This window comes from Xanthomonas floridensis, assembly GCF_001642575.1.
GTDB lineage: Bacteria > Pseudomonadota > Gammaproteobacteria > Xanthomonadales > Xanthomonadaceae > Xanthomonas > Xanthomonas floridensis.
The window spans coordinates 1-25,357 of the sequence record NZ_LXNG01000034.1; the positions used below are offsets into that span (position 1 = coordinate 1).

The 25,357-nt window shown below is 65.1% G+C and carries 29 protein-coding genes, 1 other RNA gene and 2 pseudogenes; 17 read left to right on the forward strand and 15 right to left on the reverse strand.

All coding sequences use genetic code 11. The features are described from left to right. Positions 1 to 434: pseudogene (locus A7D17_RS23175) on the reverse strand (transposase); the annotation flags it as partial. Between the two features lie 95 nt (positions 435 to 529). Here A7D17_RS23175 and A7D17_RS23180 point away from each other — a divergent pair. Next, positions 530 to 920: pseudogene (locus A7D17_RS23180) on the forward strand (IS3 family transposase); the annotation flags it as partial. 64 nt (positions 921 to 984) lie between these two features. Here A7D17_RS23180 and A7D17_RS16645 read toward each other — a convergent pair. Beyond that, positions 985 to 1,842 carry an NmrA family NAD(P)-binding protein gene (locus A7D17_RS16645; protein ID WP_064510108.1) on the reverse strand — a complete coding sequence of 286 codons (858 nt, stop codon included), beginning with the start codon at positions 1,840 to 1,842 and terminating at the stop codon, positions 985 to 987. Positions 1,843 to 1,961: 119 nt separating this feature from the next. Between A7D17_RS16645 and A7D17_RS16650 the strand changes: the two genes are divergently transcribed. The 6 genes from A7D17_RS16650 to A7D17_RS16675 all read left to right on the forward strand — a co-directional run bounded on the left by A7D17_RS16650 (position 1,962) and on the right by A7D17_RS16675 (position 5,854). After that, complete coding sequence (locus A7D17_RS16650; protein WP_064510317.1) at positions 1,962 to 2,948, forward strand: GlxA family transcriptional regulator; 987 nt, start codon at positions 1,962 to 1,964, stop codon at positions 2,946 to 2,948. Positions 2,949 to 3,102: 154 nt separating this feature from the next. Beyond that, the gene (locus tag A7D17_RS16655) at positions 3,103 to 3,648 is read left to right on the forward strand and encodes a cysteine hydrolase family protein (RefSeq protein ID WP_064510109.1); all 546 of its coding nucleotides are present in this window, start codon (positions 3,103 to 3,105) and stop codon (positions 3,646 to 3,648) included. 209 nt (positions 3,649 to 3,857) lie between these two features. Then, positions 3,858 to 4,283, forward strand: coding sequence for a DUF2946 family protein (locus A7D17_RS16660; RefSeq protein WP_064510318.1), 426 nt, complete (start codon positions 3,858 to 3,860; stop codon positions 4,281 to 4,283). 63 nt (positions 4,284 to 4,346) lie between these two features. Continuing rightward, entirely contained in the window at positions 4,347 to 4,562 is a 216-nt protein-coding gene (locus A7D17_RS16665) for a hypothetical protein (protein ID WP_064510110.1), read from the forward strand. A gap of 185 nt (positions 4,563 to 4,747) precedes the next feature. Next, positions 4,748 to 5,209, forward strand: a complete 462-nt coding sequence (locus tag A7D17_RS16670) for an SCO family protein (RefSeq protein WP_230439875.1) — start codon at positions 4,748 to 4,750, stop codon at positions 5,207 to 5,209. A 99-nt stretch (positions 5,210 to 5,308) separates the two neighbouring features. Continuing rightward, positions 5,309 to 5,854, forward strand: coding sequence for a copper chaperone PCu(A)C (locus A7D17_RS16675; RefSeq protein ID WP_064510320.1), 546 nt, complete (start codon positions 5,309 to 5,311; stop codon positions 5,852 to 5,854). A gap of 4 nt (positions 5,855 to 5,858) precedes the next feature. Here the strand turns inward: A7D17_RS16675 and A7D17_RS16680 are convergent. Further along, positions 5,859 to 5,934: non-coding RNA, sX9 sRNA (locus tag A7D17_RS16680), on the reverse strand. A 147-nt stretch (positions 5,935 to 6,081) separates the two neighbouring features. Between A7D17_RS16680 and A7D17_RS16685 the strand changes: the two genes are divergently transcribed. After that, on the forward strand, positions 6,082 to 6,480 hold the full coding sequence (locus A7D17_RS16685) for a winged helix-turn-helix transcriptional regulator (RefSeq protein WP_064510111.1): 399 nt from the start codon (positions 6,082 to 6,084) through the stop codon (positions 6,478 to 6,480). A gap of 178 nt (positions 6,481 to 6,658) precedes the next feature. Here the strand turns inward: A7D17_RS16685 and A7D17_RS16690 are convergent, their stop codons facing one another. Together A7D17_RS16690 and A7D17_RS16695 are read right to left on the reverse strand one after the other, a co-directional pair. Next, positions 6,659 to 8,806 carry a TonB-dependent receptor gene (locus A7D17_RS16690; RefSeq protein WP_425479638.1) on the reverse strand — a complete coding sequence of 716 codons (2,148 nt, stop codon included), beginning with the start codon at positions 8,804 to 8,806 and terminating at the stop codon, positions 6,659 to 6,661. A gap of 191 nt (positions 8,807 to 8,997) precedes the next feature. Continuing rightward, entirely contained in the window at positions 8,998 to 9,363 is a 366-nt protein-coding gene (locus A7D17_RS16695; protein WP_161946556.1) for a DUF2946 family protein, read from the reverse strand. Between A7D17_RS16695 and A7D17_RS24475 the strand changes: the two genes are divergently transcribed. The 3 genes from A7D17_RS24475 to map all read left to right on the forward strand — a co-directional run bounded on the left by A7D17_RS24475 (position 9,362) and on the right by map (position 10,858). Further along, on the forward strand, positions 9,362 to 9,619 hold the full coding sequence (locus A7D17_RS24475; protein ID WP_161946557.1) for a hypothetical protein: 258 nt from the start codon (positions 9,362 to 9,364) through the stop codon (positions 9,617 to 9,619). The genes A7D17_RS16695 and A7D17_RS24475 overlap by 2 nt on opposite strands. A gap of 238 nt (positions 9,620 to 9,857) precedes the next feature. Continuing rightward, positions 9,858 to 10,085: a ParD-like family protein gene (locus A7D17_RS16700; protein ID WP_064510114.1), complete on the forward strand. Its 228-nt coding sequence runs from the start codon at positions 9,858 to 9,860 to the stop codon at positions 10,083 to 10,085. Continuing rightward, positions 10,082 to 10,858 carry a type I methionyl aminopeptidase gene (gene map, locus A7D17_RS16705; RefSeq protein ID WP_064510115.1) on the forward strand — a complete coding sequence of 259 codons (777 nt, stop codon included), beginning with the start codon at positions 10,082 to 10,084 and terminating at the stop codon, positions 10,856 to 10,858. The genes A7D17_RS16700 and map overlap by 4 nt, the downstream gene beginning before the upstream one ends. A 37-nt stretch (positions 10,859 to 10,895) precedes the next feature. On the opposite strand, the gene A7D17_RS16710 is transcribed toward map, so the two are convergent. Next, complete coding sequence (locus A7D17_RS16710; RefSeq protein ID WP_064510116.1) at positions 10,896 to 11,441, reverse strand: hypothetical protein; 546 nt, start codon at positions 11,439 to 11,441, stop codon at positions 10,896 to 10,898. A 230-nt stretch (positions 11,442 to 11,671) separates the two neighbouring features. Between A7D17_RS16710 and A7D17_RS16715 the strand changes: the two genes are divergently transcribed. Beyond that, entirely contained in the window at positions 11,672 to 13,468 is a 1,797-nt protein-coding gene (locus A7D17_RS16715; protein WP_064510117.1) for a chloride channel protein, read from the forward strand. 121 nt (positions 13,469 to 13,589) lie between these two features. Here A7D17_RS16715 and A7D17_RS16720 read toward each other — a convergent pair whose 3' ends face one another. Next, positions 13,590 to 13,805, reverse strand: coding sequence for a hypothetical protein (locus A7D17_RS16720; protein ID WP_064510118.1), 216 nt, complete (start codon positions 13,803 to 13,805; stop codon positions 13,590 to 13,592). Between the two features lie 307 nt (positions 13,806 to 14,112). On the opposite strand from A7D17_RS16720, the gene A7D17_RS24630 reads away from it, so the two are divergent. From A7D17_RS24630 to A7D17_RS16735, 3 genes are all read left to right on the forward strand, one after another. Further along, the gene (locus A7D17_RS24630; RefSeq protein ID WP_064510321.1) at positions 14,113 to 14,277 is read left to right on the forward strand and encodes a hypothetical protein; all 165 of its coding nucleotides are present in this window, start codon (positions 14,113 to 14,115) and stop codon (positions 14,275 to 14,277) included. A 261-nt stretch (positions 14,278 to 14,538) separates the two neighbouring features. After that, on the forward strand, positions 14,539 to 14,769 hold the full coding sequence (locus A7D17_RS16730) for a DUF1653 domain-containing protein (RefSeq protein ID WP_064510119.1): 231 nt from the start codon (positions 14,539 to 14,541) through the stop codon (positions 14,767 to 14,769). Between the two features lie 38 nt (positions 14,770 to 14,807). Continuing rightward, complete coding sequence (locus tag A7D17_RS16735; protein WP_064510120.1) at positions 14,808 to 15,143, forward strand: hypothetical protein; 336 nt, start codon at positions 14,808 to 14,810, stop codon at positions 15,141 to 15,143. Between the two features lie 95 nt (positions 15,144 to 15,238). Here the strand turns inward: A7D17_RS16735 and A7D17_RS16740 are convergent, their stop codons facing one another. Both A7D17_RS16740 and A7D17_RS16745 read right to left on the reverse strand, forming a co-directional pair. After that, positions 15,239 to 15,523, reverse strand: coding sequence for a YciI family protein (locus A7D17_RS16740; protein WP_064510121.1), 285 nt, complete (start codon positions 15,521 to 15,523; stop codon positions 15,239 to 15,241). A 3-nt stretch (positions 15,524 to 15,526) separates the two neighbouring features. Continuing rightward, complete coding sequence (locus A7D17_RS16745; RefSeq protein ID WP_064510122.1) at positions 15,527 to 16,168, reverse strand: FMN-dependent NADH-azoreductase; 642 nt, start codon at positions 16,166 to 16,168, stop codon at positions 15,527 to 15,529. Positions 16,169 to 16,297: 129 nt separating this feature from the next. On the opposite strand from A7D17_RS16745, the gene A7D17_RS16750 reads away from it, so the two are divergent. Next, positions 16,298 to 17,230, forward strand: a complete 933-nt coding sequence (locus A7D17_RS16750) for a LysR substrate-binding domain-containing protein (protein WP_239692235.1) — start codon at positions 16,298 to 16,300, stop codon at positions 17,228 to 17,230. 42 nt (positions 17,231 to 17,272) lie between these two features. On the opposite strand, the gene A7D17_RS16755 is transcribed toward A7D17_RS16750, so the two are convergent. From A7D17_RS16755 to A7D17_RS16780, 6 genes are all read right to left on the reverse strand, one after another. Continuing rightward, positions 17,273 to 18,058 (reverse strand): alpha/beta fold hydrolase, encoded by a 786-nt coding sequence (locus tag A7D17_RS16755; protein WP_064510123.1) that lies wholly within the window; start codon positions 18,056 to 18,058, stop codon positions 17,273 to 17,275. A gap of 277 nt (positions 18,059 to 18,335) precedes the next feature. Beyond that, complete coding sequence (locus tag A7D17_RS16760; protein WP_064510124.1) at positions 18,336 to 19,073, reverse strand: DNA/RNA non-specific endonuclease; 738 nt, start codon at positions 19,071 to 19,073, stop codon at positions 18,336 to 18,338. A 573-nt stretch (positions 19,074 to 19,646) separates the two neighbouring features. After that, positions 19,647 to 21,779, reverse strand: coding sequence for a methyl-accepting chemotaxis protein (locus tag A7D17_RS16765; RefSeq protein ID WP_064510125.1), 2,133 nt, complete (start codon positions 21,777 to 21,779; stop codon positions 19,647 to 19,649). Beyond that, entirely contained in the window at positions 21,776 to 22,204 is a 429-nt protein-coding gene (locus tag A7D17_RS16770) for a type 2 periplasmic-binding domain-containing protein (protein ID WP_064510126.1), read from the reverse strand. Before A7D17_RS16770 ends, A7D17_RS16765 begins: the two co-directional genes overlap by 4 nt. A 10-nt stretch (positions 22,205 to 22,214) precedes the next feature. Further along, positions 22,215 to 23,384, reverse strand: coding sequence for a hypothetical protein (locus A7D17_RS16775; RefSeq protein WP_064510127.1), 1,170 nt, complete (start codon positions 23,382 to 23,384; stop codon positions 22,215 to 22,217). Between the two features lie 513 nt (positions 23,385 to 23,897). Beyond that, a complete protein-coding gene (locus A7D17_RS16780) occupies positions 23,898 to 24,299 on the reverse strand; it encodes a Rid family hydrolase (protein WP_064510128.1) in 402 nt (133 codons plus the stop codon). Between the two features lie 123 nt (positions 24,300 to 24,422). On the opposite strand from A7D17_RS16780, the gene A7D17_RS16785 reads away from it, so the two are divergent. Further along, positions 24,423 to 25,349, forward strand: a complete 927-nt coding sequence (locus A7D17_RS16785; protein WP_064510129.1) for a LysR family transcriptional regulator — start codon at positions 24,423 to 24,425, stop codon at positions 25,347 to 25,349. The last annotated feature ends 8 nt before the right edge of the window (positions 25,350 to 25,357 follow it).

Genomic DNA, 25,357 nt, shown 5'->3' on the forward strand with positions numbered 1-25,357 from the left:
GTGCTTGATCAATCCCAGCAGGCGTTGGTCTTCCTTGGCGCGCTCACTGTCAGGCGAGCGTAACCAGGCGTAATAACCCGCCCGGTTGACGCGCAATACCCGACACATCGCGCATACCCTGAATTCCCTGCGATGGTCTTGCATGAACGCGTACTTTGCCTTCACCCCTTGGCAAAGTACGCGGCGGCCTTTTTTAGGATGTCGCGCTCCTCGGTCACGCGACGCAACTCTGCCTTCAGCCGCCGAACCTCGGCGCTCTGGTCCACCTCGGCGCGATGCACCACGCCAGGCTTGCCGAACTTGCGCAGCCAGGCGTACAGGCTGTGCGTCGTGACACCCAGTCGCTCGGCGACCTCTGCCACCTTGAACCCACGATCGGTCACTTGCCGGACCGCTTCGATCTTGAACTCATCCGTATACCGCTTGCTGCTCATGGACACCTCCGAATCTGCCATTTTCCATGGCCTTGAGATGTCTAGGAAAGCCTGGGCGTATCAGGATCGGACGTGGACTTGGTGAACACTGAGACTTGACTGCGATCGGCAGGAGCGCCAGCGCGCCGCGCTATTGCCCGCGCGAAGACCGCAACATCGAGCCGTGCGAGCGCATTCTCGTTCTCACTCACCGCCGTCGCTGCTAGGGCTTGGGGACGATCTATCTCAAGCTGCGACAGAAAGGACGCCTCATGAACCACAGGCGTGTGGAGCGGTGGTACTACAAGCAGCAGCTGCACGCCCGACGCCGCAGCACGAGAAAGTACCGGTGGGCCAGCGTCAGCCGCTGCTGCGGCCAGCGCAGGCCAACCAGGTGTGGTCGATGAACGTCGTGTTCGACCGCACCGCAGATGGTTGGGTGATCAAGTGTCCGGTGATCGTGGACGATGCAACCATGAAGCGCTCGCCATCGACGTGGAGCTCGCACCGGACTCTAAACCCGACTGCTACTCAGAGCGCACGACGTCATCCAAGAATCTGCTGAGCCAGATCAGCCGATGGCAACATCCTTTAACCACTGCTCAACGCTGCGTGGTGTGCTGCCAAGCAATTGCTGGGCGCTGGTGGCGGGGTTGATGGTATTGGCAGGGGTTTGCCACAGGGCCTGGTAGAACCCGGCGACGGCCATGGCGGCGGGGCCGAGCAAGGGTTGCAGTTGCTCGCCGAAGGCGTTGGGTTGCACGGGCTGGAAATGAACATCGCGCTTGAAGTGTTTGGTCATTGCTGCGGCGAGGTCTGCGCCCAGCAGGCCCGGTAGCTGGCCGACGCCGACCACGCCGGTGATGGCCGGTCGATCGAACAGCTGCGCAGCGACGTCGGCGATGTCCAGGTGCGAGCTCCAGGACACCGGGAAATCTTCCCGGACCGGGTAACCGAGGACGCCATCGGCGTGCACGCCGCCGATGACCATCGGCAGCAGCAGGTTTTCCAGATACAGACGCGGGGCGATGACGGCGCTGGAGACACCACTGCGCTGCACGCCATCGATCAGCAGGGCGATGGCCGAGTCGGGGGCGGCCTGCAGCGGGTTGCCCGGGTCGTCGACGATGCTGCCGCTGGTGGAAATCAGCACGCGCGCGGGTTTTGCGGCGGCAATGGCCTGGACGATGTTGGTGGCATAGGCCACGCGCACCTCTTCGGGCGCCTGAGGCAGGTGCACGAAGACGCCACGCGCGCCGCGATAGGCGTCGGTCAACGACTGGACCGAGCCGTTGTCGATCTGCACCGAGGGGCCGGCGGCTGCGTCGGCGTTGCGTACTGCGGCCACGGCATGTTTGCCGGCCTGCAACAGCACGTTGAGCAGCGGGGCGCCTTGTGCGCCGGTGGCACCATGGATGATGTAGGTCATTGGCATACTCCTGTGGAGGTGAGAGGGAAGCTGAGGCGCGGGAGCATGGATGGCGTGCTTCGGTTACTTCAACTGCACTAATGGCATGTCGCTGAATGCAAACCGGCGTGGAGAACGAGATGACGGCCAGACGGGGGATCGAGGTGGGCGTGGTGCTGTATGCCGATGCGCAGCAGGCGGCGGTGCTTGGCCTGACCGATCTGTTCGCGGTGGCCAACCGGCTCGCGGACGCTAGCGGTATAGCGGAGGGCACGGTGATCCGGGTCACGCATTGGCAGCAGGCAATGCCCACCGCTATGCCGTCGCGTGTGTTCGAGAGCGATACGCACGCCGATGCGCGCCTGTATGCCTTGATCCTGCCGCCAAGCCTGGGCGATGCGCCGGAGCAGGAGCGCAACGCCAGCCTGATCGACTGGTTGCGCATACGGCATGCACAGGGCGCGATGCTGTGCTCGGTCTGCGCGGGGGCGTTTCTGCTGGCTGGCACCGGTGTCATGGACGGACGTCGCATGACCACCCACTGGCTGCATGCAGCGGCGCTGCAGCAGCGCTTTCCGGCGATCCAGGTGGATTCGGACGAGATGCTGATCGACGCCGGCGATGTCATGTCCGCCGGTGGCGTGATGTCGTGGACCGACCTGGGTCTGCGGTTGGTGGACCGCCTGCTGGGGCCGGCGGTCATGCTGGAAACCGCTCGGGTGCTGCTGGTCGACCCGCCGGGCCGCCAGCAGCGCTACTACAGCGTGTTTTCGCCGCGTTTGACGCATGGCGATGCGGCCATCCTGCGGGTACAGCACTGGCTGCAGGAGACCGGTGCGCAGGAGGTGGCGCTGCGCAGTCTGGCGGCACAGGCGGGGTTGGAAGCACGCACCTTTTTGCGTCGCTTCCAGAAGGCCACCGGCATGACCAGCACCGAGTATGGCCAGCGGCTTCGTGTGGGCCGGGCGCGTACGCTGCTGGAAGCCACTGCCATGACCATCGACGCGATTGCCTGGGAGGTCGGCTACCAGGATGCGGCGGCATTCCGTAAGGTGTTCAAACGCATTCTTGGGCTGTCGCCCAGCGACTATCGGCAGCGCTTTGCGGGTGCAAGCGCTACCGGGTGAGCTGAACTCACCGGTCACCTGCGTCTACGGAACGCCTCCGACACGCCCAGTGGCGGTGGAATGTCGCTACAGCACCGGTGATGTCGGCGGCGCCACTCGTCGTGACGACAGCGCCGGCGCATGCTGATGCATGGCATTCAACGCGAGAAGCAGCATGGCCAAGGCAGTCATCGTCATCGATCTGCAGAACGATTATTTCCCCGGCGGGAAACTGCCGTTGACCGGCATCGAGCCGGCCGTAGCCAATGCGTTGGCGGTGATCGCCAATGCGCGCGACACCGGCGTTGCGGTAATGCATGTGCGTCATGAGGCGGCTGCGGATGCCCCGTTCTTTGTGGCCGGCTCGCAAGGCGCGCAGATCCATGCTGCGGTTGCGCCACAGCAGGGCGAAGTGGTCATCGTCAAACAGCACGTCAACGCCTTTCGCGAAACGCCGCTTGCGCAGCAGCTGCAGCAACACGGTGTCACGGACGTGACGATTGTCGGCGCGATGAGCCACATGTGCGTGGATGCCTGCGTGCGCGCTGCCGCCGACCTGGGCTATACGGTGACGGTGCTGCACGACGCCTGCGCCACGATGGACCTGGAGTTCGAAGGCAGCAAGGTGCCGGCGGCCCACGTGCACGCGACGATGATGGCGGCGTTTCAGTTCGGCTATGCGACGGTGCGATCGACACAGGCGTATCTGCAGGGCCAGTGAGACAGCGGCGCGTATGCGGCGCCCAGTGACAATGGCGCGGGCCGATTGCGCGCAGTAAGCAGTTGGGCCGGATGCGGTGCGCGGTGCATGCAGCGCGCTGCAGCGCACGGCCCCGGGTGTCAGGCTGCGACGAAGGGTCGCAGGTGGCGCCGCGTTTTTTCATTACACTTTGCCGTGTGCGCTTACCTTCCTCGCCCTTGTTCAGCATGATGCAGCGCCTGGCTTGCCTGGCCGTGCTGCTGTTGCTGGCCGCGCCGCTGGTGAGTCGCACGCTCGGGAACGACGCTGGCGTTCTGGACGGGCCGCTATGTCATAGCCAGCCCTGGCAAGCTGGCCAGGCGCTGAATGCATTGGTTGGCAAGGCACGCGACGCGCAGCGCTCGGCAGACGCGCTGACCGCTCCAGCCGGGCGATGGTTGGGCGACAGGCAGGATCAGCGGCATGCCGCCGGTGGTCATGCGTTCGTCTGCGATTACTGCCTGCTCGCCGCACGGCTGCTGCCCTGGCTGCTGATGGCCTGCCTGCTATGGACGCTGAGTCGGGGCCGGCTTGCGGTCTCGCGTCGTACCGCTGCGTCTCCCCTCGCGGCACGCTGGTGGGCACACGCGCCACGCGGTCCACCGCGATCGGCCTGAAACATCGTGTATGGAGCCGCACCCGTCAGCGGGTGTGACCTTGGATGTTCTGGAGCGTGTTAGATGACGTACTTTGCCTTGCCGCCCCGCGCGGCTGCGACGCCTTGCCTTGCCCTTTTGACGCTGGTGCCGACACTGGCGCTGATGACCCCCACGCAGATGCGCAGGCTCGCCGCGGGCGAACCGCAACACCGGTATCGAGCCGCTTCGAGCGATGACGCATCGCACCTGGACAGCTGCGATCAGGCCGTTGGCGTACAACTGCAGGATCAGCGGTGAACGGCATACGCAAGGCCGCTTCGCGCGGAAGGGTGGGAATCAGCATGCAAACGCTGCGAGCTGTATGGAAGCGACGACTGTTGCAGGCGATGCTGGGGTGCCTGGTCTGCATCCTGGCCGGGTGTGGGCAACGGGGCAGCGGGTTCGCTCCCGATGGTGCAGACCTCAGCCCGATGGCGCGCGGAATGGATTTTTATCTCTACGACACCGAAGGCGCGCCGCGGCCGTTACGCAGTTTCCGTGGCAAGGCCCTGGTGCTGTTCTTCGGTTTCACCCATTGTCCGGATGTGTGCCCGACAACGCTGGCGCGTGCGGCGCAGGTCAAGCGCAAGCTGGGTGCGGATGCAGCCAAGGTGCAGTTCGCGTTCGCGACGCTGGACCCGCAACGCGATACACCCAACGTGCTCCGGACCTACGTAAAGGCATTCGACCCGGACTTTATCGGCTTGACCGGTAGCGAAGGAGATATCCGGGTGGCAGCGGGAAATTTAAAGGTGAGCTATGCGAAGGTGCCGATGGGGCCGACCTACACCATCGATCACTCCACGCGCAGTTTTCTCTTCGATCGCGATGGACAGCTGCGCGTGGGCCTGGCACACGAGCAGACGGTGGACTCGGTTGTGCACGATATCCGGCAAGTGCTCTAACTGACGCAAGAGCGCGCTGCCGGCTTCCCGATGATCAACGTCGATGACCGCTATGCACGGCGCCGTGGCGCCCGCACGGCTCGACCCAAGGAGAACGAAATGAAATTGCATCTGCTGCTGGTGAGTGTGTTGTCTGCCTTGTCGATGGTGGCTTGCGAGCGCGCGCCTGCGCCTGAGGCCAACCCGGCGCCGGCTGCCCCGGCCTCTGCTGCGACCGCGGCGCCGGCTGCTGCCCCTGTGGTGGTGGCGAGCGGGGCGTGGTCGCGCGCAACCCCGCCGGGCGCACCGGTGGCGGGCGGCTACCTCACCTTGCGGAATCAGGCGGCAACGCCGGATCGTCTGGTGGCGGTGGAATCGCCGGCCAGTGCACAGGTGGAAATCCATGAGATGACGATGGATGCGGGCGTGATGAAGATGCGCCATCTCGAGCAGGGGCTGGTCTTGCCGCCGGGCAAGGACGTGGTGCTGGGTAATGGCGGCACGCATTTGATGTTCATCGCGCCGCACGCGCCATTCGAACAAGGCAAGCCGGTGGTGGCCACGCTGGTGTTCGAGCATGCGCCGCGCGTCGAGGTGCATTTCGACGTTCGTCCGCTGGGCGCATCGGCGCCTGATGCCGAATCGCATGACCAGCATATGCACTAAGCGTGGCTAACCAAACGTAGCGAGCAGTCGTCGGGTGGGGGTGGGCGGCGCGGAGGAACCGCAGTGTACGCCTGGGACATGCCGCACCGAGCACCGCCCGCGCCCGCCTGGCGGGGAGCGCAGTGGTTCTTTTGGCGGCTCTGAACCGCGTCAGTGGCACACCAATGCGCCAGTACCACCACGTGCGATGCCGCCACCGGCGGCTCACGATCAGGATCAGGTAACCAATGGAAACATCAAAAACTCCGTGTTGTGGTGTGGCGCGGTTTTTCCAGCTGCTGGAGGGGCCATGGGCGTCGCTGATCGTGCGCGAGCTGCTTGCGGGGCCGCGCCGATTCACTGAACTCAGGCAGGCCTTGCAGGGCATCAGTGCACATACATTGACCAGCCGCCTGCGACAGTTCGAGGCATCCGGTCTGGTGGTACGCACCGCCTATGCGCAGACGCCGCCGCGCGTGGTCTACGAACTCACGCCATTGGGCGAAGGGCTACGCAGCGTCTTCGATGCACTGCGCGAATGGGGCGAGTCGGTACCGGTGGAGGCCGTCGCGGTAACGCAACCCAAGGATGGCGTGGCAATGAGCATGCGGGAGATTGCGGCTGGCTGCCCGCTCGCCAAGCCCTGAGTCGGCGTTGGCATCAAACGCCACGGAGCTGTCTGCGGGTGCGGGCAGTGCCGTGGCGCTATTGCGGCGGTTGATCACTCAAAAGCTGCAACACCTGAAGCAGTGAGCGATGCGCCCCATCGATCGCTAGCCGCAGCGTGTTGCTGGAACGCAGCCACACGCTACGGCGACAGGTTGCTTAGAAACGATGGTTCACGGTGAGCTCCATGCGTCGATCCGGGCCGTACAGCCACTGCGTTTCGGTGTAGTACGCGGTGGTGAAGTACGCCTTGTCGAACAGGTTATAGATGCGTGCCGTCAGTGCCGTGTCCTGACCCACCTGCCAGCGTAGCGATGCATCGATGGTGGTGTAGCCGGGCAGTGCCAGCGCGTTGGCGGTATCGGCGTAGCGCTTGCCCACATAACGCAGGCCCGCGGCGGCTGTCCAATCGGGCTGAAAGTTCCAGCTGAGCCATGCATTGGCGAGCCTTGCGGCCACATTGGGCGGGACCTTGCCTGCCCGCGAGATGGCAATCGCAGGAGTACCGGTGGCCTCGGTGAAGTCGTCGTAGCGGGCACGTAACGCGGTTGCGTTGAGATCCAGTTGCCAGCCGTTGTGCGTGGCGAGCGAGAGCGCCGCCTCGATGCCTCGCGTGCTTTGTGCACCGACCTGCACGCGCAGATCGGGGTCGACGGCGTCGCGGGTGAGCAAGTCGGATTTGCGGATGTGATACGCGGCCAGCGTCCATTCGCCGCGTCCTTGCGCAAATGCCTGTTTGAGCCCCACCTCGGTTTGTCTGCCTTGCGACATCGCAAAGCGGCTGTTGGCCGGGCTGAGCATCAGCAAGCCGCCGACCGGGTCTGCGGCGCGCGCGTATTGCGCGTAGAGCGCCAAGCCGGGCTGAAGGTAGTAGACCGTGCCGATACGCCAGCCAGCGTTGTAAAACCTGGTGCTGAAGGCCTGCGTGCCGACGACAAGGTTCTGCCGATCGAGCGTGGTGTGGTCATAGCGCATCCCGCCGATCACCGACCAAGCCGTGCTCAGTGCGAGCCGGTTTTCCAGGAATAACGCGTACTGCCTGGCACTGTTGCGATACCGCGGAATGGTGGGAATGTCGCTGCTGAAACGCCCGGGCACCGGTGCGTACGGGTCCACCGGGCCGGCGCTGCCGACATAAGTGTTGTTGGTGTGCTGAAAGCGGCTGTCATTGGCATCGACACCGAACGAGAACGTGTTGTCGAACCCTCCCACGCGTCCTCGCACGACGCCATTGGCGGTAATCCCGGTCTGTTGTTGGTCGTGACCGATGGCCGTGTTGTCGGAGCGGTCGATCAACCGCGTGGCGGTGTCGTAAAGATAGGCTTCGGCGTTGCGCCAGTCGCGCTGGCTGTCGATGTGGTACAGGCGCATGGTGAGCGTGAGTGCGGAGGTGGGCGTCCACACCGTATCCAGCTGGGTCCACTGGTCGCGGAAGCGGATGACACCATCGCCGATGTTGTAATTCTTGTGGCGCAGCGCGGGTAGCTGGCGTCCATCCACCAGCGGCGTACCGAAGTAGCGCATCGGCGTTTGATAACCATAGGCGTAACGCAAGGTGGTGTGCAAGGTAGGGGCGATCTGCCAGCGTAGTGCGCCGGAAAAAGTGGCATCTGCGGCGCGGCCTCGGTCGACCCAACCGCCGGTGGCATTGCCGCTGACATCCATGCGGTAGGACAGTGTGTCGGTCAGGCCGCCACCGCTGCCGAAGGCCAGGCGTGCGGTGTCCTGGGTCCCGAGAGTGGCCTGGATGTCGTTTTGAATGGCACCGGTGCTCGGCGTTTTCGGAATGATGTTGACGACGCCGCCAATGGCGCCATCGCCATAGATCACCGAGGCCGGGCCACGCAGGACTTCGATGCGTTCGATGGACCAAGTGTCGAATGGAAAGGTGACGCCCACGCCGCCGTACTGGCGCAGGCCGTCATAGAGACGCATGACCGATGCGCTGTCGGTAAAGCCGCGGGTGGAGAGCGCGCTCAGCCCGTTGCCTGGATGCGCCATGGCACTGATGGCGCCGGCACGGGTAATGGCGTCGGTGACGTTGCTGTCGCCGCGTGCCTCAAGTTGATCGCGAGTGATGACATCCAGGCTGGCCGGTGTCTGGAACGGGCTCAGCCCCAGCGAGGTTCCAGTGGATGCAGGTGTGTCGCGTATGGCTTGGTTCTGGCTGACGAAGATGGTGGACAGCGTGTTGGGCGTGTCCTGTGCGATTGCAGAGAACGCAGTGCAGAGCAGTGGCGCGGCCAGGGCGCTGCGCAGCGCCATGGAAAGGCGGTGTGGGTGGGGCAGGTCGGTGTGCATGGACAGATCCAGGCAAGCGGCTCCCGTAGCGGGTGCCGGTATCGAATAAGGAACAGGTGCGCGAGTGCTGCCGCATGCACTGGAGCCCGTGTGCAACACAAGGCAGCCAGGCACCGCGGTGGTGTGGTCGGACGCGCGGGGCAGCGACACGTGGGCGGCGACGAGTGCCGCCGATGCCATCCCTGTCGGTTGGACGTTTAAGCGCTGGCCGGCGGCCCGCGTGGAGCGTGCGCGTAGCGGAATCGCCCGGTATCGATCGGCAGCGTATCGGGCGAGGCGAACACCGGCGGAGCGGGCGCAGCAAGCGGCAACCATACGGCAAGCAGCACCGGCAGCATGCGCGCCGCCAATGCGCAGTAATCGCATGCATCGTGTTGCCGGGTGTGGTCGCTGCCGATTGGCGCGTCGCCCCATGCGTGTGCAGTGGGTGTGGCCGCTTCGGCAATCGCCGCAACTGCTGTCTCGCCGTGGTGGCAAAGCTCGCTGACGATGGGAGATGCGACGGCAGCCGCCTGCGCCAAGCGTGAGACAACCGGTGCCACGGCCATCAGCATCGCAGCCATGATGGCCAACCAGGCAAATGTGCGCAGAGGTGTCCGCCGCTGTCTCATACTGCGGATTCTATGTCAGCTGCGCGCGCGCGCGGTGCGGCAAGGCGATGCGTCGGCTGCATTTGGCGTGTTGATGACAATGCTGCTTTGCGTCGTGGTCGCCCGTGCTCACCGCCCGGAGTGTCTGTTCGGTCTTGTGCTGGGCATGACCTTCGTGCTCGGCGCGGAGCTGCCGTGCATCGTGTTCATGGTGATTGCAACACTCTGAGCCGTTGCGCTTTTCATGCTGTGGCCGGCGCTGCAGTGGGGCGTCGGCAACGTGCGCGTGCGCCAGCTGCAGGTCTGATCCTGCGTCGGCATGCAGGGCTTTACGGATGAGCGCCCTCAGGCCACCGCCGATGCGTACCGAACCCTAATGCACCGGCTGCTCATCCCATCGCGTGGCTTGTCGTCGAATATACGGTTCGTATACGATGTGTATATTCCGCAATCCGCCAGGAGCCATCATGGGCATCGTCAATATCGATGACGACCTGCACGATCAACTGCGACGCGCCTGTACTGTCACCAGCCGGTCGATCAATGCGCAGGCCAGTTTCTGGATCAAGGTGGGCATGTTGTGCGAGATGCATCCGGACTACTCGTTCCAGGACATCGTGGCGCAGGAACTGCGCGCGGCGGGGGTGAGGCCGCAAGCCTTGAAGCCGCAGACCGCAACACCAGGGCGCGCATGATCAAGCACCCGGATGAGATCGCATTGATGGCGGTTTCCGGGCAGCTTCTCGCGCAGGTATTCCATGCGCTGGATCGGCTACCGCTGGAAGGGCGCAGCACGCTCGAGCTCAATGCCTTTGTCGAACGCATGATTGTCGATGAGCTCGCCGCACGGCCCGCGAGCAAGGGGCAATACGGGTTCGAGTTCGTGCTCAACGCCTCGATCGACGACGTGGTTTGCCACGGTGTGCCCTCGGCCGCCGATGTGTTGCGCAGCGGGCAGATCGTCAATCTGGATATCACCCTGGAAAAGAACGGGTTTATCGCCGATTCCAGCACGACGTACCTGGTGGGCGAGGTGGCCTACCCGGCGCGCCGGCTGGTGCAGGCCGCGCATCAGGCGATGTGGAAAGGCATTGCCGCGGTACGGCCGGGCGCGCGCCTGGGCGATATCGGGCATGCGATAGCGCGGCATGCGCGCGATCACGGCTATAGCGTGGTCAAGGAGTACTGCGGGCACGGCATCGGGCGAGAGATGCACGAAGAGCCGCAGGTTCTGCATTACGGCCATGCGGGAACCGGCCTGGCGTTGCAGGAAGGCATGGTGTTCACCATCGAGCCGATGATCAACCAGGGGCGCGCGGCGATCCGCTCGGATCCGGATCAGTGGCCGGTCCGTACCCGCGATGGCAAGTTGTCGGCGCAGTTCGAACACACGGTGGCGGTGACGCGCAGCGGTGTGCGGGTGCTGACGCTGCGGCCGGGCGAGACGCCGTTGTGCCCGGTGGAGTGAGCCCGGCAACATTGCGCTGTGGGCAGGCGCTGCATCACTACGGGCGCGCTGGTCCGGCTCCGGCAGGCGGGCGCGGGATCAGCGGGACGGTGTTGGTCTGCAGCAGCCTGCGTACCGTGGCTTCAACGCTGCCGAATCGCCAGCGCTGTACGGCGTAGGCCAGTCCGATGCCGGCGAGGAACATCGCCACCAGCGCCGGCTTGATGGTGGCCGCCGGTATCAGGATGGCGGCCACCACGTACACCACCGTCCAGTTGCACAGGCCGGTAATCACGATGCTGCGTTGCTTGCGATCGATCTCGATGCGCCCGCGCATGATCATCGGGTAGACGGGGCCGACAAAGATCAGGAACGTCTCGCGAAATCCGTAGACATGGTCGGACAACCGATGGAAGCGCAGGTCCGGCAAGCGCGATTGATCCAATGCAGGCTCGATCTGTGCCAGCGAAAAACAGGCCAGCGCATCGCGGCTGACCGGAATGCGCCGCACGAAGAGCGGCAACCCCCAGCCGAAGTACAGGCGGTTCCAGCTGATCAGCAAGATGCCTTCGATCACAATTCCTACCAGCAGCAGATAGAACATCGCGCTTCCCCGGTCGACTGATCGCACTATCGCATGCGCGCTGCCTGCTGGCTGCAGGTGGTGGAACGGCGCCGCAGCCGATCCTGACGTGCGGGCCCAGGTGAGGCCTGCCGTGCGGCTGCCACGTCATCGCCGCGCCGGACTGGCCCAGGTCAGCACCGCTCATGCACACTGGGCGTCACAGCGGATGCCGGCTCTGCCGGCGTGCTGATCCAGCCATCACTGGTGCCATGCAGCCACTTCCCCACACCACGCCGGCCTTGCACGCCACGGCTGCGCAGCTGCGCCGGCCGCTGGACTGGCTGCGCCGGCAATTGCGCGCCAACGACATGTGGTTCATCGGCCTGGCTGCCATGGTCGGTTTGATCGCTGCAGCGTCGATGGTGGTGCAGGCCGGGATCGCACACGCGCTGCAGGCCTGGCTGTACGGGCTCGGCCCGGAGGCGCGGCTCAGTACGGCCAGCAGGATCACGCCCACGCAGCTGCTGGTCCTGCCGCTGGGCGGCTTGCTGGTCGGGCTGGTGGCGTTGATGGCGCGGCGGCGCAAGCGCGCGCTGGTGGATGCGGTGGAAGCCAACGCGCTGCATGGCGGGCGCATGTCGATGCGCGACAACCTGATCGTTGCGGTGCAGACCGTGTTGTCCAACGGCTTCGGCGCCTCGGTGGGACTGGAGGCGACGTACACGCAGATGGGGTCCGGTGCAGGCTCGCAGCTTGGCCGGATCTTGCGGGTGCGTCGCGCCGACATGCGCACCCTGGTGGGAGCCGGTGCGGCGGGCGCGATCGCCGCTGCCTTTGGCGCGCCGCTGGCCGGAGCGTTCTATGCGTTCGAGATCGTGATCGGCGCCTACACGCCGTCGGCGCTGGCACCGGTGGCGGCGGCGGCATTGGCCGGCGCGTTCATGGCCAATGCGCTGGGCGCGGCGCCGTACTCGTTGCCGGCGGCGGTGGCGTACCAGTTGCAACCGCGCGACTACGCGATCTACGTCGCGCTGGGGCTGGTGTGTGCGTTGATCGGCATCGCCGTGATGCGCCTGGTGGCCGGCATCGAACGCGGCGTGGGGCGCATCAATCTGCCGCTATGGGGCCGCCCGGTCATCGGCGGGTTGCTGTTGATTCCGTTGGCGATGTATTCGCCACAGGTGCTGTCGTCCGGCCACGGCGCCCTGCACCTGGATATGACCAGCAGCACCACCTTGCAGGTGCTGGCCACCCTGTTGGTGCTCAAGTGCATTGCCTCGGGCATTTCGCTGGGTTTCGGCTTCCGTGGCGGGCTGTTCTTCGCGTCCCTGTTCATGGGCTCGTTGGTCGGCAGCTTGTTCGCCGTATGCGTGAACCTGTTGGTGGGCGCGGCGGCGGTGGATGCCACCAGCGCATCGCTGGTGGGGATGGCCGCACTGGCGGCGGCGATCGTGGGCGCACCGATGACCATGGCGATGCTGATCCTGGAGGGCACGCACGACTTTGTGCTGGCCAGCGCCGTGATGGCGGCGGTGTTGGTGGCCAACACGGTGGTACGGCAGGTGTTCGGCTATTCGTTCTCCACCTGGCGGCTGCATCTGCGGGGCGAAAACATCCGCAGCGCACGCGATGTGGGCTGGGTGCGCACGCTGTCGGCCGGCAAGATGATGCGCAAGGATGCCAACCACACCGCGCAGGACATCAGCGTGGGCGAGTTCCGACGCCGTTTCCCGCTGGGGTCGACCCAGCGCGTGGTGCTGGAGGATGCGGCCGGCCACTACGCCGGCGTGGTGCCGCTGGCAACGCTGTATGCCGACAACGTGCAGCCGGATGCGCCGGTGAGCGACTACGCCAGACATCGCGATGCGGCATTGCTGGCAGACACCGACATCGTGGCCATCATGAAGGTCTTCGATGCGACGCAGGCCGACGAACTGGCGGTGATCGACGCTGACCGCCATGTGCTAGGCGTGCTGTCAGAAGGCTTTGTCCGCAAACGCTATGCCGAGGAACTGGAACGACGCGAACGCGAGTTGATGGGCGAGCGGACCAGCGGCGACGATTGAGGCCGTCTATCCGGAGGCGGTGTGCCGCATGTTGCCAAGGTGGGATGGACCGGTGGAGCGATACGCCGCAGGCGCCGGCCGGCGACGTCACCGCGAGCCATGTGAGGCGATGCGCGTGCCACTACACGGCAGCTTCCGAGTCGGCTCTGTCATTGGTGCTCGGGGTGGTGCCGGATGCGTTTGGTACAAGCGCATGCGCGCCCAGCAGGGCGGTGAGCCGTCGGTGGCAATCGCGCACGGCAAGCGCGGACGCCGGCATGTTGCAGGCGTCGAAGGTGTGCGCTTCCGCCTTCCAGGCGTCGAGCAGGTCTTCCAGATCGCAGAGCAGGCTCGGCATGGGCGTTTCTCGATGGGCTTGCCGTACTTACGGCGGCAGGCAGCGCGCGGATGCACGGCCGCTCTGCTGCAGGCTGACTCAGTTACCTAATCACCCCGCGTGGCAAGTCGCCGCCAAATGCGCGGGTCGCCACCGCCACTCGGCGTGGGTCCCGTTCGCCTTGCCTCCCGCCAAACGTCGCCAACCGACCGCAGCGTCAGCGTGTCCGTGCGGTGATGACGATGCACGCCGATGACGCAGGCCACACGTGCGCATCACGGTACCGGGAGGAGGGTGGCCAGGCGGCCTTCTGCCGCAGGAGATGAGCATGCGCACCCAGGAACACGGCAACGAGCGGATCGACGACCCCAGCCCGCCCGACGGGATCAAGGCACCCGGCAAGAACGAAGACCTGCTGCAGGATGGCCCGGCGCAGGACAGCGAGATCGACGACGACGACAGTATCGAGGGCGAGATCGACGACGACCACTAGCCCCGGCAGACACGGCTGCGTGCGCAGGTGCAGCCAGATGCATAAGGCATCAGCAATGCTGCGCCGAGGCCGAGGCAGGTTGTCGCCACTGGCTAGGCGTCGATCGTCCAGCCGTCGCCATTGGCCTGCGCCCGTCTGCCGTACGGCGCGGCGCCGTCGTGCAACATGTAGGGACGCAGATGCGGCCGATCCGCACGCGTCCGGCTCGTCACGACACAAGGCCCGCTCTACACTGCACAGCCGCCGAGACGGTTGAATGCCATGGATACGTTGCCGCCCTTACCGACCATTGCGCTGGGCGAGTATCGCCACTTCAAAGGCGGCCGCTACGAGGTGCTGGGCGTCGTGCGCAGCAGCGAAACCCTGGAGCCGCTGGTGCTGTATCGGCCGCTGGACAGCGAGATCGGCCTGTGGGTGCGGCCTTACGGCATGTTCGTGGAGTCGGTGGACGTGGATGGCGTCAGATGGCCGCGCTTTGCGCCTGTGGCGTGACCGGCGCTGGTGGTGATGCCGGTGTTCGGTAAGCGGCCATGAGCGCCGCCAAGCCGCCGCTCACCACGCCAGATGGGCGCTATCTCGTCGTACGTGGCCGGCTCTGGCGCACGTCCAATCCGCATTTGAACGCAGAGGTGCGAGCGGCCCTGGTCGGCGAGCTGATGGATGCACGCCGTGCGGTCAAGGCGGCCAGGCGCCACGACGATGCGCAACAGCTGGCGAGCGCACGCGCCAAGGTCGATGCGTCCAAGATCGCGTTGGGAGAACGCGGCCCGGTGTGGTGGAGTGACGGCATGAAGGACTTCAATCGGCATCTGGTCAAGAACACGCCCTACGCCGGGTGGTTTGCTGCACGCGACATCGCGACCTAGGTCTTGGCCGCAGCGCTGTCGTGCGTCACTCAACCACGCACGACGAGCGTATCGTTGGCGTTGGCGTTGGCGCCGCGTTACGTGCGCCAGATCTTTCAGCCGTTCAAGAACCCTTCGGCACGCACGACGGGGGTGAAGCCCTGCACGCTGACATCCACCAGTTGATGCACCACGAACGGATCTGCCGCCACCGCGCGCTCCAGCGCCGTACGGTCGGTGGTGTGCGCCAGCACGATGCCGCCCATGCCATCGTCCGACGGACCGGCCGCCAGAAAGAGCCCGGCGTCGAGCTGCGCGCGTAGCCACTGCTGATGGGCTTGCAGGTGCACGCTCAGTGCCTGCGCAGCAACGCGATAGGTCAGGGTGATGATGTACACCATGGCTCAGGCCTCCCCGTGTGTCTGGGCCACGCAGCGGCGCACCACTGCGGCAACGCAGGCCTGTGCGTTGGTCAGCGATATCGCTGCGAGCTCGGGACCGCGCGACAGGTTTTCGGCACGCACGAATTGCACATCGTGCACGCCCAGGAAGCCGAAGGCTGCAGTCAGGTACGCTTCCTGGAAGTCCAGCGCGGCCATCGCGCCTTGCGTGTAGATGCCGCCGCGCGTCGATGCCACGATCAGTCGCTTGCCGACAGCCAGGCCTTGCGGCCCGGTGGCGGTGTACTGGAAGGTGCGGCCCGGCTGGGCAATGCGGTCGATCCAGGCCTTGAGCTGGGTAGGCACCGAAAAGTTGTACATGGGCGCACCCATCACCACGATTTCGCTGGTCAGAAACTCTTCCACCAGCTGCTCAGACAAGGCGTGCTCTGCGACCAAGGCCGTGTCGCTGGCGGGTTGCGGCAGTGGTCGGAAGCCGGCGGCAATGGCGCCGGTGAGATGGGCAACGGGCGCGGCGGCCAGATCTCGGTAGCTCACGCTGAGTGTGGGCAGCGAGGCGCGCAGCGCCTGCACCAGGTGTGCGGTGAGCTGACGCGAGACCGAGGCGGTGGACAGGATGCTGGAGTCGAGATGGAGCAGGCGCATGGTGGGCTCGTGGGGCTGTGGTCGGTACGGCGGCACTCTACGCAGCGGCCGTGGTCGCCGGTAGCTTGTGGCCGGATGACAAGCTGTCATGATGAGCAGGACAATGCGCATCTTCTGGCGCGGGATTTGATGCAAGTGGAAGACCTCAACGACTTTGCGCTGCTGGTGGCAGTGGTGGACCACGGCGGCTTCTCGGCGGCCGGTCGCGTCCTGGGATTTCCGCGCTCCAAGGTGAGCCGGCGGGTGGGCGACCTGGAGCAGCGGTTGGGCGTGCGGTTGCTGCAGCGCTCGACCCGCGCGGTCAGCCTCACCGAGATCGGCGCCGAGTTCTACACGCACTGCAAGTCGATCACGCGCTCGGCGCAATGGGCGCTGGACGTGGTCGAGCGCGCCACGCTGCAACCGTCCGGTCGCATCCGTGTGAGTTGCCCGACCGGTGTCGCGCACCTGTTTCTGGCCGATCTATTGCCGCGCTTCGTGCTGGCATATCCGGACGTGCAGCTGGATCTGGAGTTGACCAGCCGCCGCGTGGAACCGATCGCCGAAGGCGTCGATGTTGCAATCCGCGTGCGTTCCAGCCTGGACGATTCGGGGCTGATCCTGCGCTCGTTCGGCGCGAGCCGGCAGGTGTTGGTGGCAAGCCCGGCATTCGTTCAAGCCCATGGGCCGTTCGCCTCTGCCGCGGCATTGCACGAGGTATTGGGAATGGGCCCGCGTGGCGTCAATGGCGAGCCGCCCCGGTGGCGACTCGCCAGCCCGCAAGGCACGAGCGAATGGGTGGACTACCGCTCGCGCCTGTTCACCGAGGATGTCGAGTTGCTCCACCACGCTGCGTTGGCCGGCCTGGGGGTGGCGCAGTTGCCGCTGGGGCTTTGCAGGGGCAGCATCGCCCGTGGCGAGCTGGTGGTGCTGTTGGGCGACCACACATTGCCCGTGCATCAGTTACATGCCGTGTATCCCTCGCGTCGTGGACTGTCGCCGGGCGTACGCGCCTTCATCGAGTTCCTGGTCGACGCAGTGCCCGAGGTGCTGGAGACCGCCGAACACAGCGTGTCGTGCTGAGTGCATGCAGGTCACACGCAACACGCCGGGTCAGGGTAGCGCTCACTGCGATGGAGTACCGATGGAGCGCGCGGCATGCGCGATGAATTCTGCCACCTTGGTGGGCTGCGCAACCGGCGAGAGATGGCTGGATGCGATGGTGCTGGTGGTGGCGCCGATCTGTTTGGCGATGGCACGCTGCACATCCGGACGCAACGCATTGTTGTTGTCGGTGATCAGGTACCAACTCGGCTTGCGATGCCACGCGGCCTGCGTGATCGTGTCGTCGAACGCTGCGGCGGTCATCGGCTGCTGGACGGCGGCAAGCTGCCTGACCTTGCCCAACGGCACATCGGCGGCCATCACATGCTGGTAGGTCGGCGCATCGTCGAGCCAGACTAGTCCTTGCGTATCCGGCTGCAGGCCTTCCATCGGCGCCTTCAGGCGTGCCAGCAGCGTGCCGACCGATTCGCCGGTATCGGGCACCAGGGCCGACAGATAGACGATGCCTTTGACGTTGTCGGCGTTGCCTGCCTCGGTCACCACCGCGCCGCCCCAGGAGTGCCCGACCAGCAGCACGTCGCCGCGTTGTCGCTGCAGCACGCGGCGGGTGGCAGCGACGTCGGCCGCCAGCGAGGTGAGCGGATTCTGCACCGCAGTGACGTGATAGCCCTGGCGCTGCAATGCGTCGATCACGCCAGACCAACTGGAGCCATCGGCAAACGCGCCATGCACAAGCACGATGGTGGGCCTGCCCTGCTTAGCTGCGGCCGTTGCTGGACTGGCGGCGAAGATCGACAGGGCGCTCAGCAAGGCAAGGCCGGCGCCGGCAGACAAGGATGGTGGCACGGTGTGATCGCACTGGGAGTGGCGGGAGTGCGATCAAGCATACGTCGGCTTCTTACCGTGACGCAGCGCAGACCTCGCCAGCAGATGTTGCAGCGCTGACACATCCGACAAATTGCTGGCCCCGGTCGGACAGTGCGATTCATTCCACAAGCACGCCCGCGCTGCGATGGAGCCGTGGAGGCACGCGAAGGCAATCACCTACGCATGGTCCACCACGCCGTGACCCGACCCGACCCGGCACAGGCCGGGTTGGGTCACAGCGTGGATGCAACGCAACTTAGCCCAGGTCGCAGTTGCTTGGCTGCGGCCAGGTGGTGGCGGGCAGCATCGCCTTGACCGCGGCCGGTGCGGTGATGCCGATGGTGCTGGCGCCGTACAGGTCTTCGAGTTCGTCGATGCTGACGATGTAGCTGTCGAGCGACCCCAGGTTGGCGCTATTGGGAATCAGCCAGCTGATGGCACGGGTGCCGCCGCCCGGGTTGGCGGTGATGATGGTCTTCCAGAAGAAGTCCGGGGTGCGGATGCCGTGGCTGGCCAGGAAGTAATCGTTGCTGGTATCGCTGTAGATCACGCCGCCGTAGACCTGCACGCTGGCGATGTCGCGATAGCACTCGGCCACGTTCTCGGCACGGACCCAGATGCCCTGATTGAAGCTGGATACCTGCGGCACGATGTTGGACATCAGGTTGGCGCGGCGGATATAGGTTGCGTTGTAGTCCATGTGGTTGGAGGTCACCAGGTGGCCGCGGTCGTAGCCGCTGCGCACGCTCGCATACGACGCGGTGGACGTCTGTCCGGCGCAGCCGCTGGGCAATTCGGTATCCAGGTTGAAGCTGGACGGACGTGCGGCCGAGCCAGTGTCGGCCTGCAGCACGTACTCATAACGCAGCGCGGTGCGGTTGGTGCAGTCATATCGCAGCGTGTAGCCGCCCTTGTTGAGGGTGACAACCTGGGCATTTGCGGTGGCACTGACAGCGGCAAGCAGCAGAACGACAAACAGGGTCCGTAAGCGCATGGGAGTGAATCTCCTGGGAATCAATCGGACGCACGACGCCACCGCCGACTGCGGGAGAGCAGGTCGACGCTCAGCGAACGCGCGCTGGAAGGGGACAGTTGGCTCGTTGTCTAGCGAGCACAACAGCTATCGCATGCGAATGTTGCTTATTGGTGACGTATGCGTGAGGAATGTGCGGTCGCACCATTTTTCGCGGTAAAAACGTGATGGTTGCCGCATATTTTTCGATTTCAGCGGAAGGGCAATAAGCGTCTGGTTATGCCTTGCGCGCGGAAGCGGCTGCAGATCACGCGTTTTGCCGCAATGCGCCACTGCGCCGGTGGCAAGCGCCCTCGCCGCCAGCGGACCCCCACGCCTGTAGTGGGCAGGGCTACGCCGGTATCCGATCGGAGATGGGCCAGGCCAGCAGCTCGGACGGCAGGCGCCACCGCGTGGACGATGCCCGGCGCGTCAGGAATCGCTGGCGTATCACCGTGTCATCAATAACTCTGGTCAGCGGATACAAAACGCCCTCCATCCGCAGGTTGAGCGGATGGAGGGCCGTGACGCATCTGAGGTTGATCGGTCGATCGACTATGCAACGTCTTTTTGCAGGTGCTGCGCGCTTGCAGGCTCCAGCTGGAACAGCGAAACCAGCTGGGTCAGGGTGCTGGACTGCTTTTCCATCGCACGTGCGGCGGCCATGGCTTCTTCCACCAGGGCGGCGTTCTGCTGGGTGGTTTCGTCCATCTGGATGACCGTCTGGTTGACCTGCTCGATGCCGGCCGACTGCTCGCTGGACGCTGCGGTGATCTGCCCCATGATGTCGGTGACACTGTTCACGCTGGCCACGATCTCGGTCATGGTGGCGCCGGCCTTGTGCACCAGCGCCGAGCCTTCGGCCACCTTGCCCACCGAGGCGTCGATCAATTCCTTGATCTCCTTGGCGGCACCGGACGAGCGCTGGGCCAGGGTACGCACTTCGCTTGCCACCACCGCGAAGCCGCGGCCCTGTTCACCGGCGCGTGCGGCTTCCACCGCGGCATTCAAGGCCAGGATGTTGGTCTGGAACGCGATGCCGTCGATGACCGAAATGATCTCGGCGATCTTCTTGGACGAGGCCTCGATGCCGGTCATGGTGCCCACCACCTGGCTGACCACCTCGCCACCCCTGGACGCCACGCCGGCGGCGTTGCGTGCCAGTTCGTTGGCCTGATGCGCGTGTTCGGCGTTCTGCCTGACGGTGGAAGTGAGTTCTTCCATCGAGGCAGCGGTTTCTTCCAGGTTGGCAGCCTGCTGCTCGGTACGTCGCGACAGATCCTGATTGCCCGCGGCAATCTCGCCGGCGGCAGTATCGATCTCTGCCGACGAATGCTGGATGCGCCCGACGATGTCGGTCAGGCGTTCCACCGTGGTGTTGGCGTCGTTGCGCATGCGCGCGAACACGCCGGCGAAGTTGCCCTGCATGCGCGTGGTCAGGTCGCCGCCGGCAATGGCCTGCAGCACCCGCGACAACTCGCCCAGGCTCTTGTCCGAGGTACTCATCAGGTGATTGAGGTCGATCACGATCTGGCGGAAATCGTGCTCGAAGGCGGTTTCGTCGCCACGTGCACTGAAGTCGCCGGCAGCCGCGGCGGCGGCCAGGCGCTTGATCTCGCCGTTGATCGACAGCAGGCTGGCGCGCACATCGTTGATCGACTGGCTGATCACCGCCTTCTCGCCCGGCAATGCCTCCAGCTGCTGCGATAGATCGCCAGCGGCATAGCGCTCGGTCAGTGCCACGATCTGCATGGTGACCGCGATATGGCTGGACACCAGCAGGTTGCTGGCGCGCACCATGCTGCCGAATTCGCCGGGAAATTCCTGCTCGGCGATCCGGTGGCTGACGATGCCGGCCTCGTGCTTGTGGCCCATTTCCGTCTGCGCCTGAATCACCCGGCGCAGCTGGCGCTGCATGCTGTCCATGGCCTGCAGCAGCTGGCCGACTTCATCGTTGCGGTCGATCGAGATCGTGTTGTCCAACTTGCCCGAGGACACCGCATGCGCGATGCCCACCGCACGGTTGAGTGGCTGGGTGATGGCGCGAGCGACGATCCAGCCAAACCCGATACACACCAAGGCGCCGACCAGGCCCAGCACCAGGCCACCGATACTGGCGGTCACCGAACTGTCCACTGCCTCCTGCACCGTCCCGCGAAAGCGCGCATCGGCACGCTTCTGCATGGCGGTGAGCGTGGTGCGGTAGGTCTCCAGCGCCGGTGCCATAGCACTCATCTGCTGCGCATCGGGCTCGCGTTGTTCGACGAATGCGGCAGCCACACCGTGGGCCAGGCGGTAGTAGTCGTCGAACTGCTTGCCCAGTTGGGCCAGCTCCTTGGCATTGGCCGGATCGGCCTTCTGCAGTTTCAGGTAGGACGCGTGGATGTCGTCGGCCACCGGCTTGGTGGCCGCCAACATGTCTGCATCGCCCGCGGCAGCCGCGCCATTGAGCCCGTTGATAAGCTTGTCCAGCGCGGCGACATTGCGGGTCATCGCATCGAGCATCGGAAAATGCACGTCGCGTACCGCTTCCAGGCGGTCGTTGTTGCGGTGGAACACCAGCGTGCTGAAAGCGACATAGCTCGATAGGCAAATGATTGCCACCGCTGCCGGCATCAGGATTTTCCAGAACAACGGTAACGACAGAATGCGGCGCATGATGTGGCTCTCGAGCAGGTGGGCGATCACGGCTTCAGGACGACCTTGACGCTGGCGTCGACAGCGGCGGCGCTGATGTAACCAATCGCCCCCGGCGTGGCGGCGACCGCCTTCTTGACCGCATCGTCGCCGCTGACGCGCTTGGGACGCTGCGCCTTGCCGGTGAACATCAACTGGGACCAGTACGATTTCAGCTGCGCCGAATCGCGCGAGGCGACCTTCTTGTAGAACTCATCGCGCGTGGCAGCGCCTTCTTCCTGGTCGATCGGCACGGCAGCGCCGCCGCCGGGCAGGCTGTTGGACTTGGCCAGAAAGATCTGCGACACCTGCGCCGCGCTCAGGCTGTCCGGGCCGCCCTTGGCCGACATCACCACCACCACATCGGCACTGGCCGAGAACGCAACCATCGACAACACGGCAAGCACGCAGCCTGCGAAACACTTGGAAAGTTTCATGGGGGCTCTCTTAGAACACGAAGTCGACGGATGCCGACAGCAGGTTGTAGCTGCCGCCCGGACGGAAGCCCGGCTGGATGTTGTTCAACGACCCGAACGAGCCGGCGTTGTTGTCGATATGGCTGGCCTGCAGCTTGAACGCCATGCTCTCGCGCGCGTCCCAACGCAGCGAGGCGGTGAAGCTGTGGCGGCCGCTTTCGGCCTGTGCCAGCGCACGCGTCATGATGCCGACCGGGTCCTGGCCGCGCGCGATGGTCGGGCCCTTGCGATCGACGCTGCCGTAGGTGACCGACGGGGTCAGCGTGCCGAAGCGGCCGCCGACGCTGAGGTAACCGGAGGTGGTCTTGCCGTTGAGCGAGGGCGAGTAATCGGCCTGGATCACTTCGCTGCGCAGGAACCACTTACCCGGGTCGTAGGCATAGCCCACGCTGGCGAAGCTGCCGTCCACACCGTAGGTGGTCAGGCGATCGGCCAATGCCGGGTTGATGCGCTGGTACGCCGAGAACAAGCGCTCCAGTGACGGACTCGCGAAATCGGTGGTGCCCACGATGTAGGCAGCACGGAAGGTCGACGCACCCGATTCCAGGCCGAGTGCCAGGCCGCGCATGGCATACACATCGGCCTTCTTGGAATTGATGCGGCCGTAAAAGCCCTGCACGCTGACCACGCTTTCGCCGGCATTGATGGTGTACACGCCTTCGATGCCGTCCATCGGCAACAGGTAGTTGTAGACCTCATACGGCGGGCGCACCCATGGGGTGGCATAGCCCACGCGCTGGTACTCGGAGAGCATGTACAGCGGGGCGGTGATGCGACCCAGGCGGGCAGCGAACTGCGGGCCGAACTGGTACTTGACGTGTGCCAGGGTCACCTTCGGATCGTAATCGCCGCGCTCGGCGTATTCGCTGGTCACCTGCAGCACGCCGGTGAACTTGTCGGTGAAGTTGGCATTGACCTGCCCGGCGATGCGCGAATCCGGGCGGGCCGAGGTGGAGTGGCTGGCGCCGGCGCCTTCCACGGTCTGGATGTCGGGCGTGAAATCGGCCTGATCTTCGGTCGAATGCACCACGCCCAGCGTGCCGAAGCCGCTGAAGGTGAACATGGACTCCTCCTGCGCATAGGCGCAGGTCGACGCGGCCAGGGCGATGGCGCCACTGAGCAGTTTGACGGTCAATTTCATTGCGGTCTCGACTAAAAAGAGGATGGACGCAGCGCCGGGGCGCAGCGGGCAGAACGGTGATGCGCGTCTCGTCGCGCTGATCCCCGGTAGCGGCCGCCTGTGTCCTCGCTTTAGCGAGATTTTTACAAACCGATGAAACGGTTAAGTTGCCAGAAAAGTATGCAAATGAACGATAGATGGGCGCTATCGCGCCGATTCATAAAGATGCGCAAACGTCGCTTCCGGCTTGCGGCTAACAGCAATGTCCGCCGGTGTTGACGGGTCGACGTACGCTGCGAAGGGCATGCAAAACACACAGATCGCGCGTTCGATGCAGCACGAGCGCGCTGCATCCGCGTCCCGGGGGTGGACGTCGTCAGCAAGATCGCCACGTCCAGGCAAGCCGGACGTGGCGGGTTGGTCCAGCGAAGCGACCCACGGTACGCATCCGTTGTCGCTGGCGTTGCCGGGGCCATCGAGCGAGCGCGATGGCTGCCGACCCGGCTGCCGTGCGGGCGGCAGGTGATGCCGCGATCACCGATCGGCGCTGGGCACTTTGACTACCACCTTGATCTCGAAGCGGAAGCCGGCCAGCCAGGTCACGCCGACGGCAGTGACGGTGGGGTAAGGCGCCGGGCCCCAATAGCTGGCCCACCGCTCCCATGCAGCGTCGAATACGACCTCAGGGTCGACCATGAACAAGGTGACGTCCACGACGTCCTGCGATGTGCAGCCGGCGGCGCTGAGGATGGCATCGAGGTTGTCGAACGCCCGTGCGATCTCGGCATCCAGGTCCGGCTCGGGTGAACCGTCCTCGCGGCTGCCGACCTGACCGGCGACAAACATCAGGCCATCGGCACGCACCGCCGGCGAATACCGGTGGCGTTCGTACAGCGCATGGCGGGCCTGCGGGAACACAACGTCACGTGTGGCCATGGAACTCTCCTTGAAGTGCGACAGAACGGACGTCCACCCTAAGCGCCCGGGCGTGCGCGATAAATCCGCAGGCGCGACCAACACTATTTGTAGAATCCAAACAATCTTGGTGCAGGAGGGGCGATGGACCGGTTCGATGCGATGCAGGCATTTGCGCGTGTGGTTGAGACCGGCAGCTTCACCAGGGCGGCCGACACGCTGGAGATGAGCCGTGCCAGCGTGACGCAACTTGTGCAGCAACTCGAGGCGCGGCTGCGGGTGAGGCTGCTCAACCGCACCACCCGCCGGGTGCAGGTGACCGCCGACGGCGCTGCCTATTACGAACGCGTGGTGCGCCTGCTGGCGGACATGGACGATGCCGAAACCAGCCTGTCGGCTGCAGCGTCGTTGCCGCGCGGACGCTTGCGGGTGGATGTGCCCAGCCCCTTTGCGCGCCTGATCCTGATGCCGGCGGTGCCGGCGTTTCATGCGCGGTATCCGGATATCCAGCTGGATATGGGCGTCAGCGACCGGCGTGTGGATCTGATCGGCGAGAACGTGGATTGCGTGGTGCGCGGCGGCACCATCGCCGATCAATCGTTGATCGCGCGCCGGGTGGGCGACCTGCAGACCGGTGTGTATGCGGCGCCGAGCTACCTGCAACGGCTCGGCACGCCTTCGCATCCGTCGGAGCTGGAAAATACCCGGCACCGCTGCGTCGGTTTCATGCGTTGGGGCACCACCACCACGGTGCCCTACGCGATGCGGCATGGCGCCGAAGCGGTCACCGTGCACGGCCGACATGTCGTCGCCGCCGACGACGGCAATGCCTATCTTGCGGCGGGGCTGGCCGGCATGGGCGTGTTGTGGCTGCCGGTGTACATGGCTGCCGCGCACGTGGCCAGCGGCGAGCTGGTACCGGTGTTCGAGGACTGGAAGCTGGAGCCGATGCCCTTGTCGATCGCGTTTGCGCCCAATCGGCATGTCAGCGCCAAACTGCGCGTCTTCATCGATTGGGTGATCGAGCTGATGGCCGCACATGTGCATGTGGTGCGCCCGACGCTGCGTTGACCGGCGCG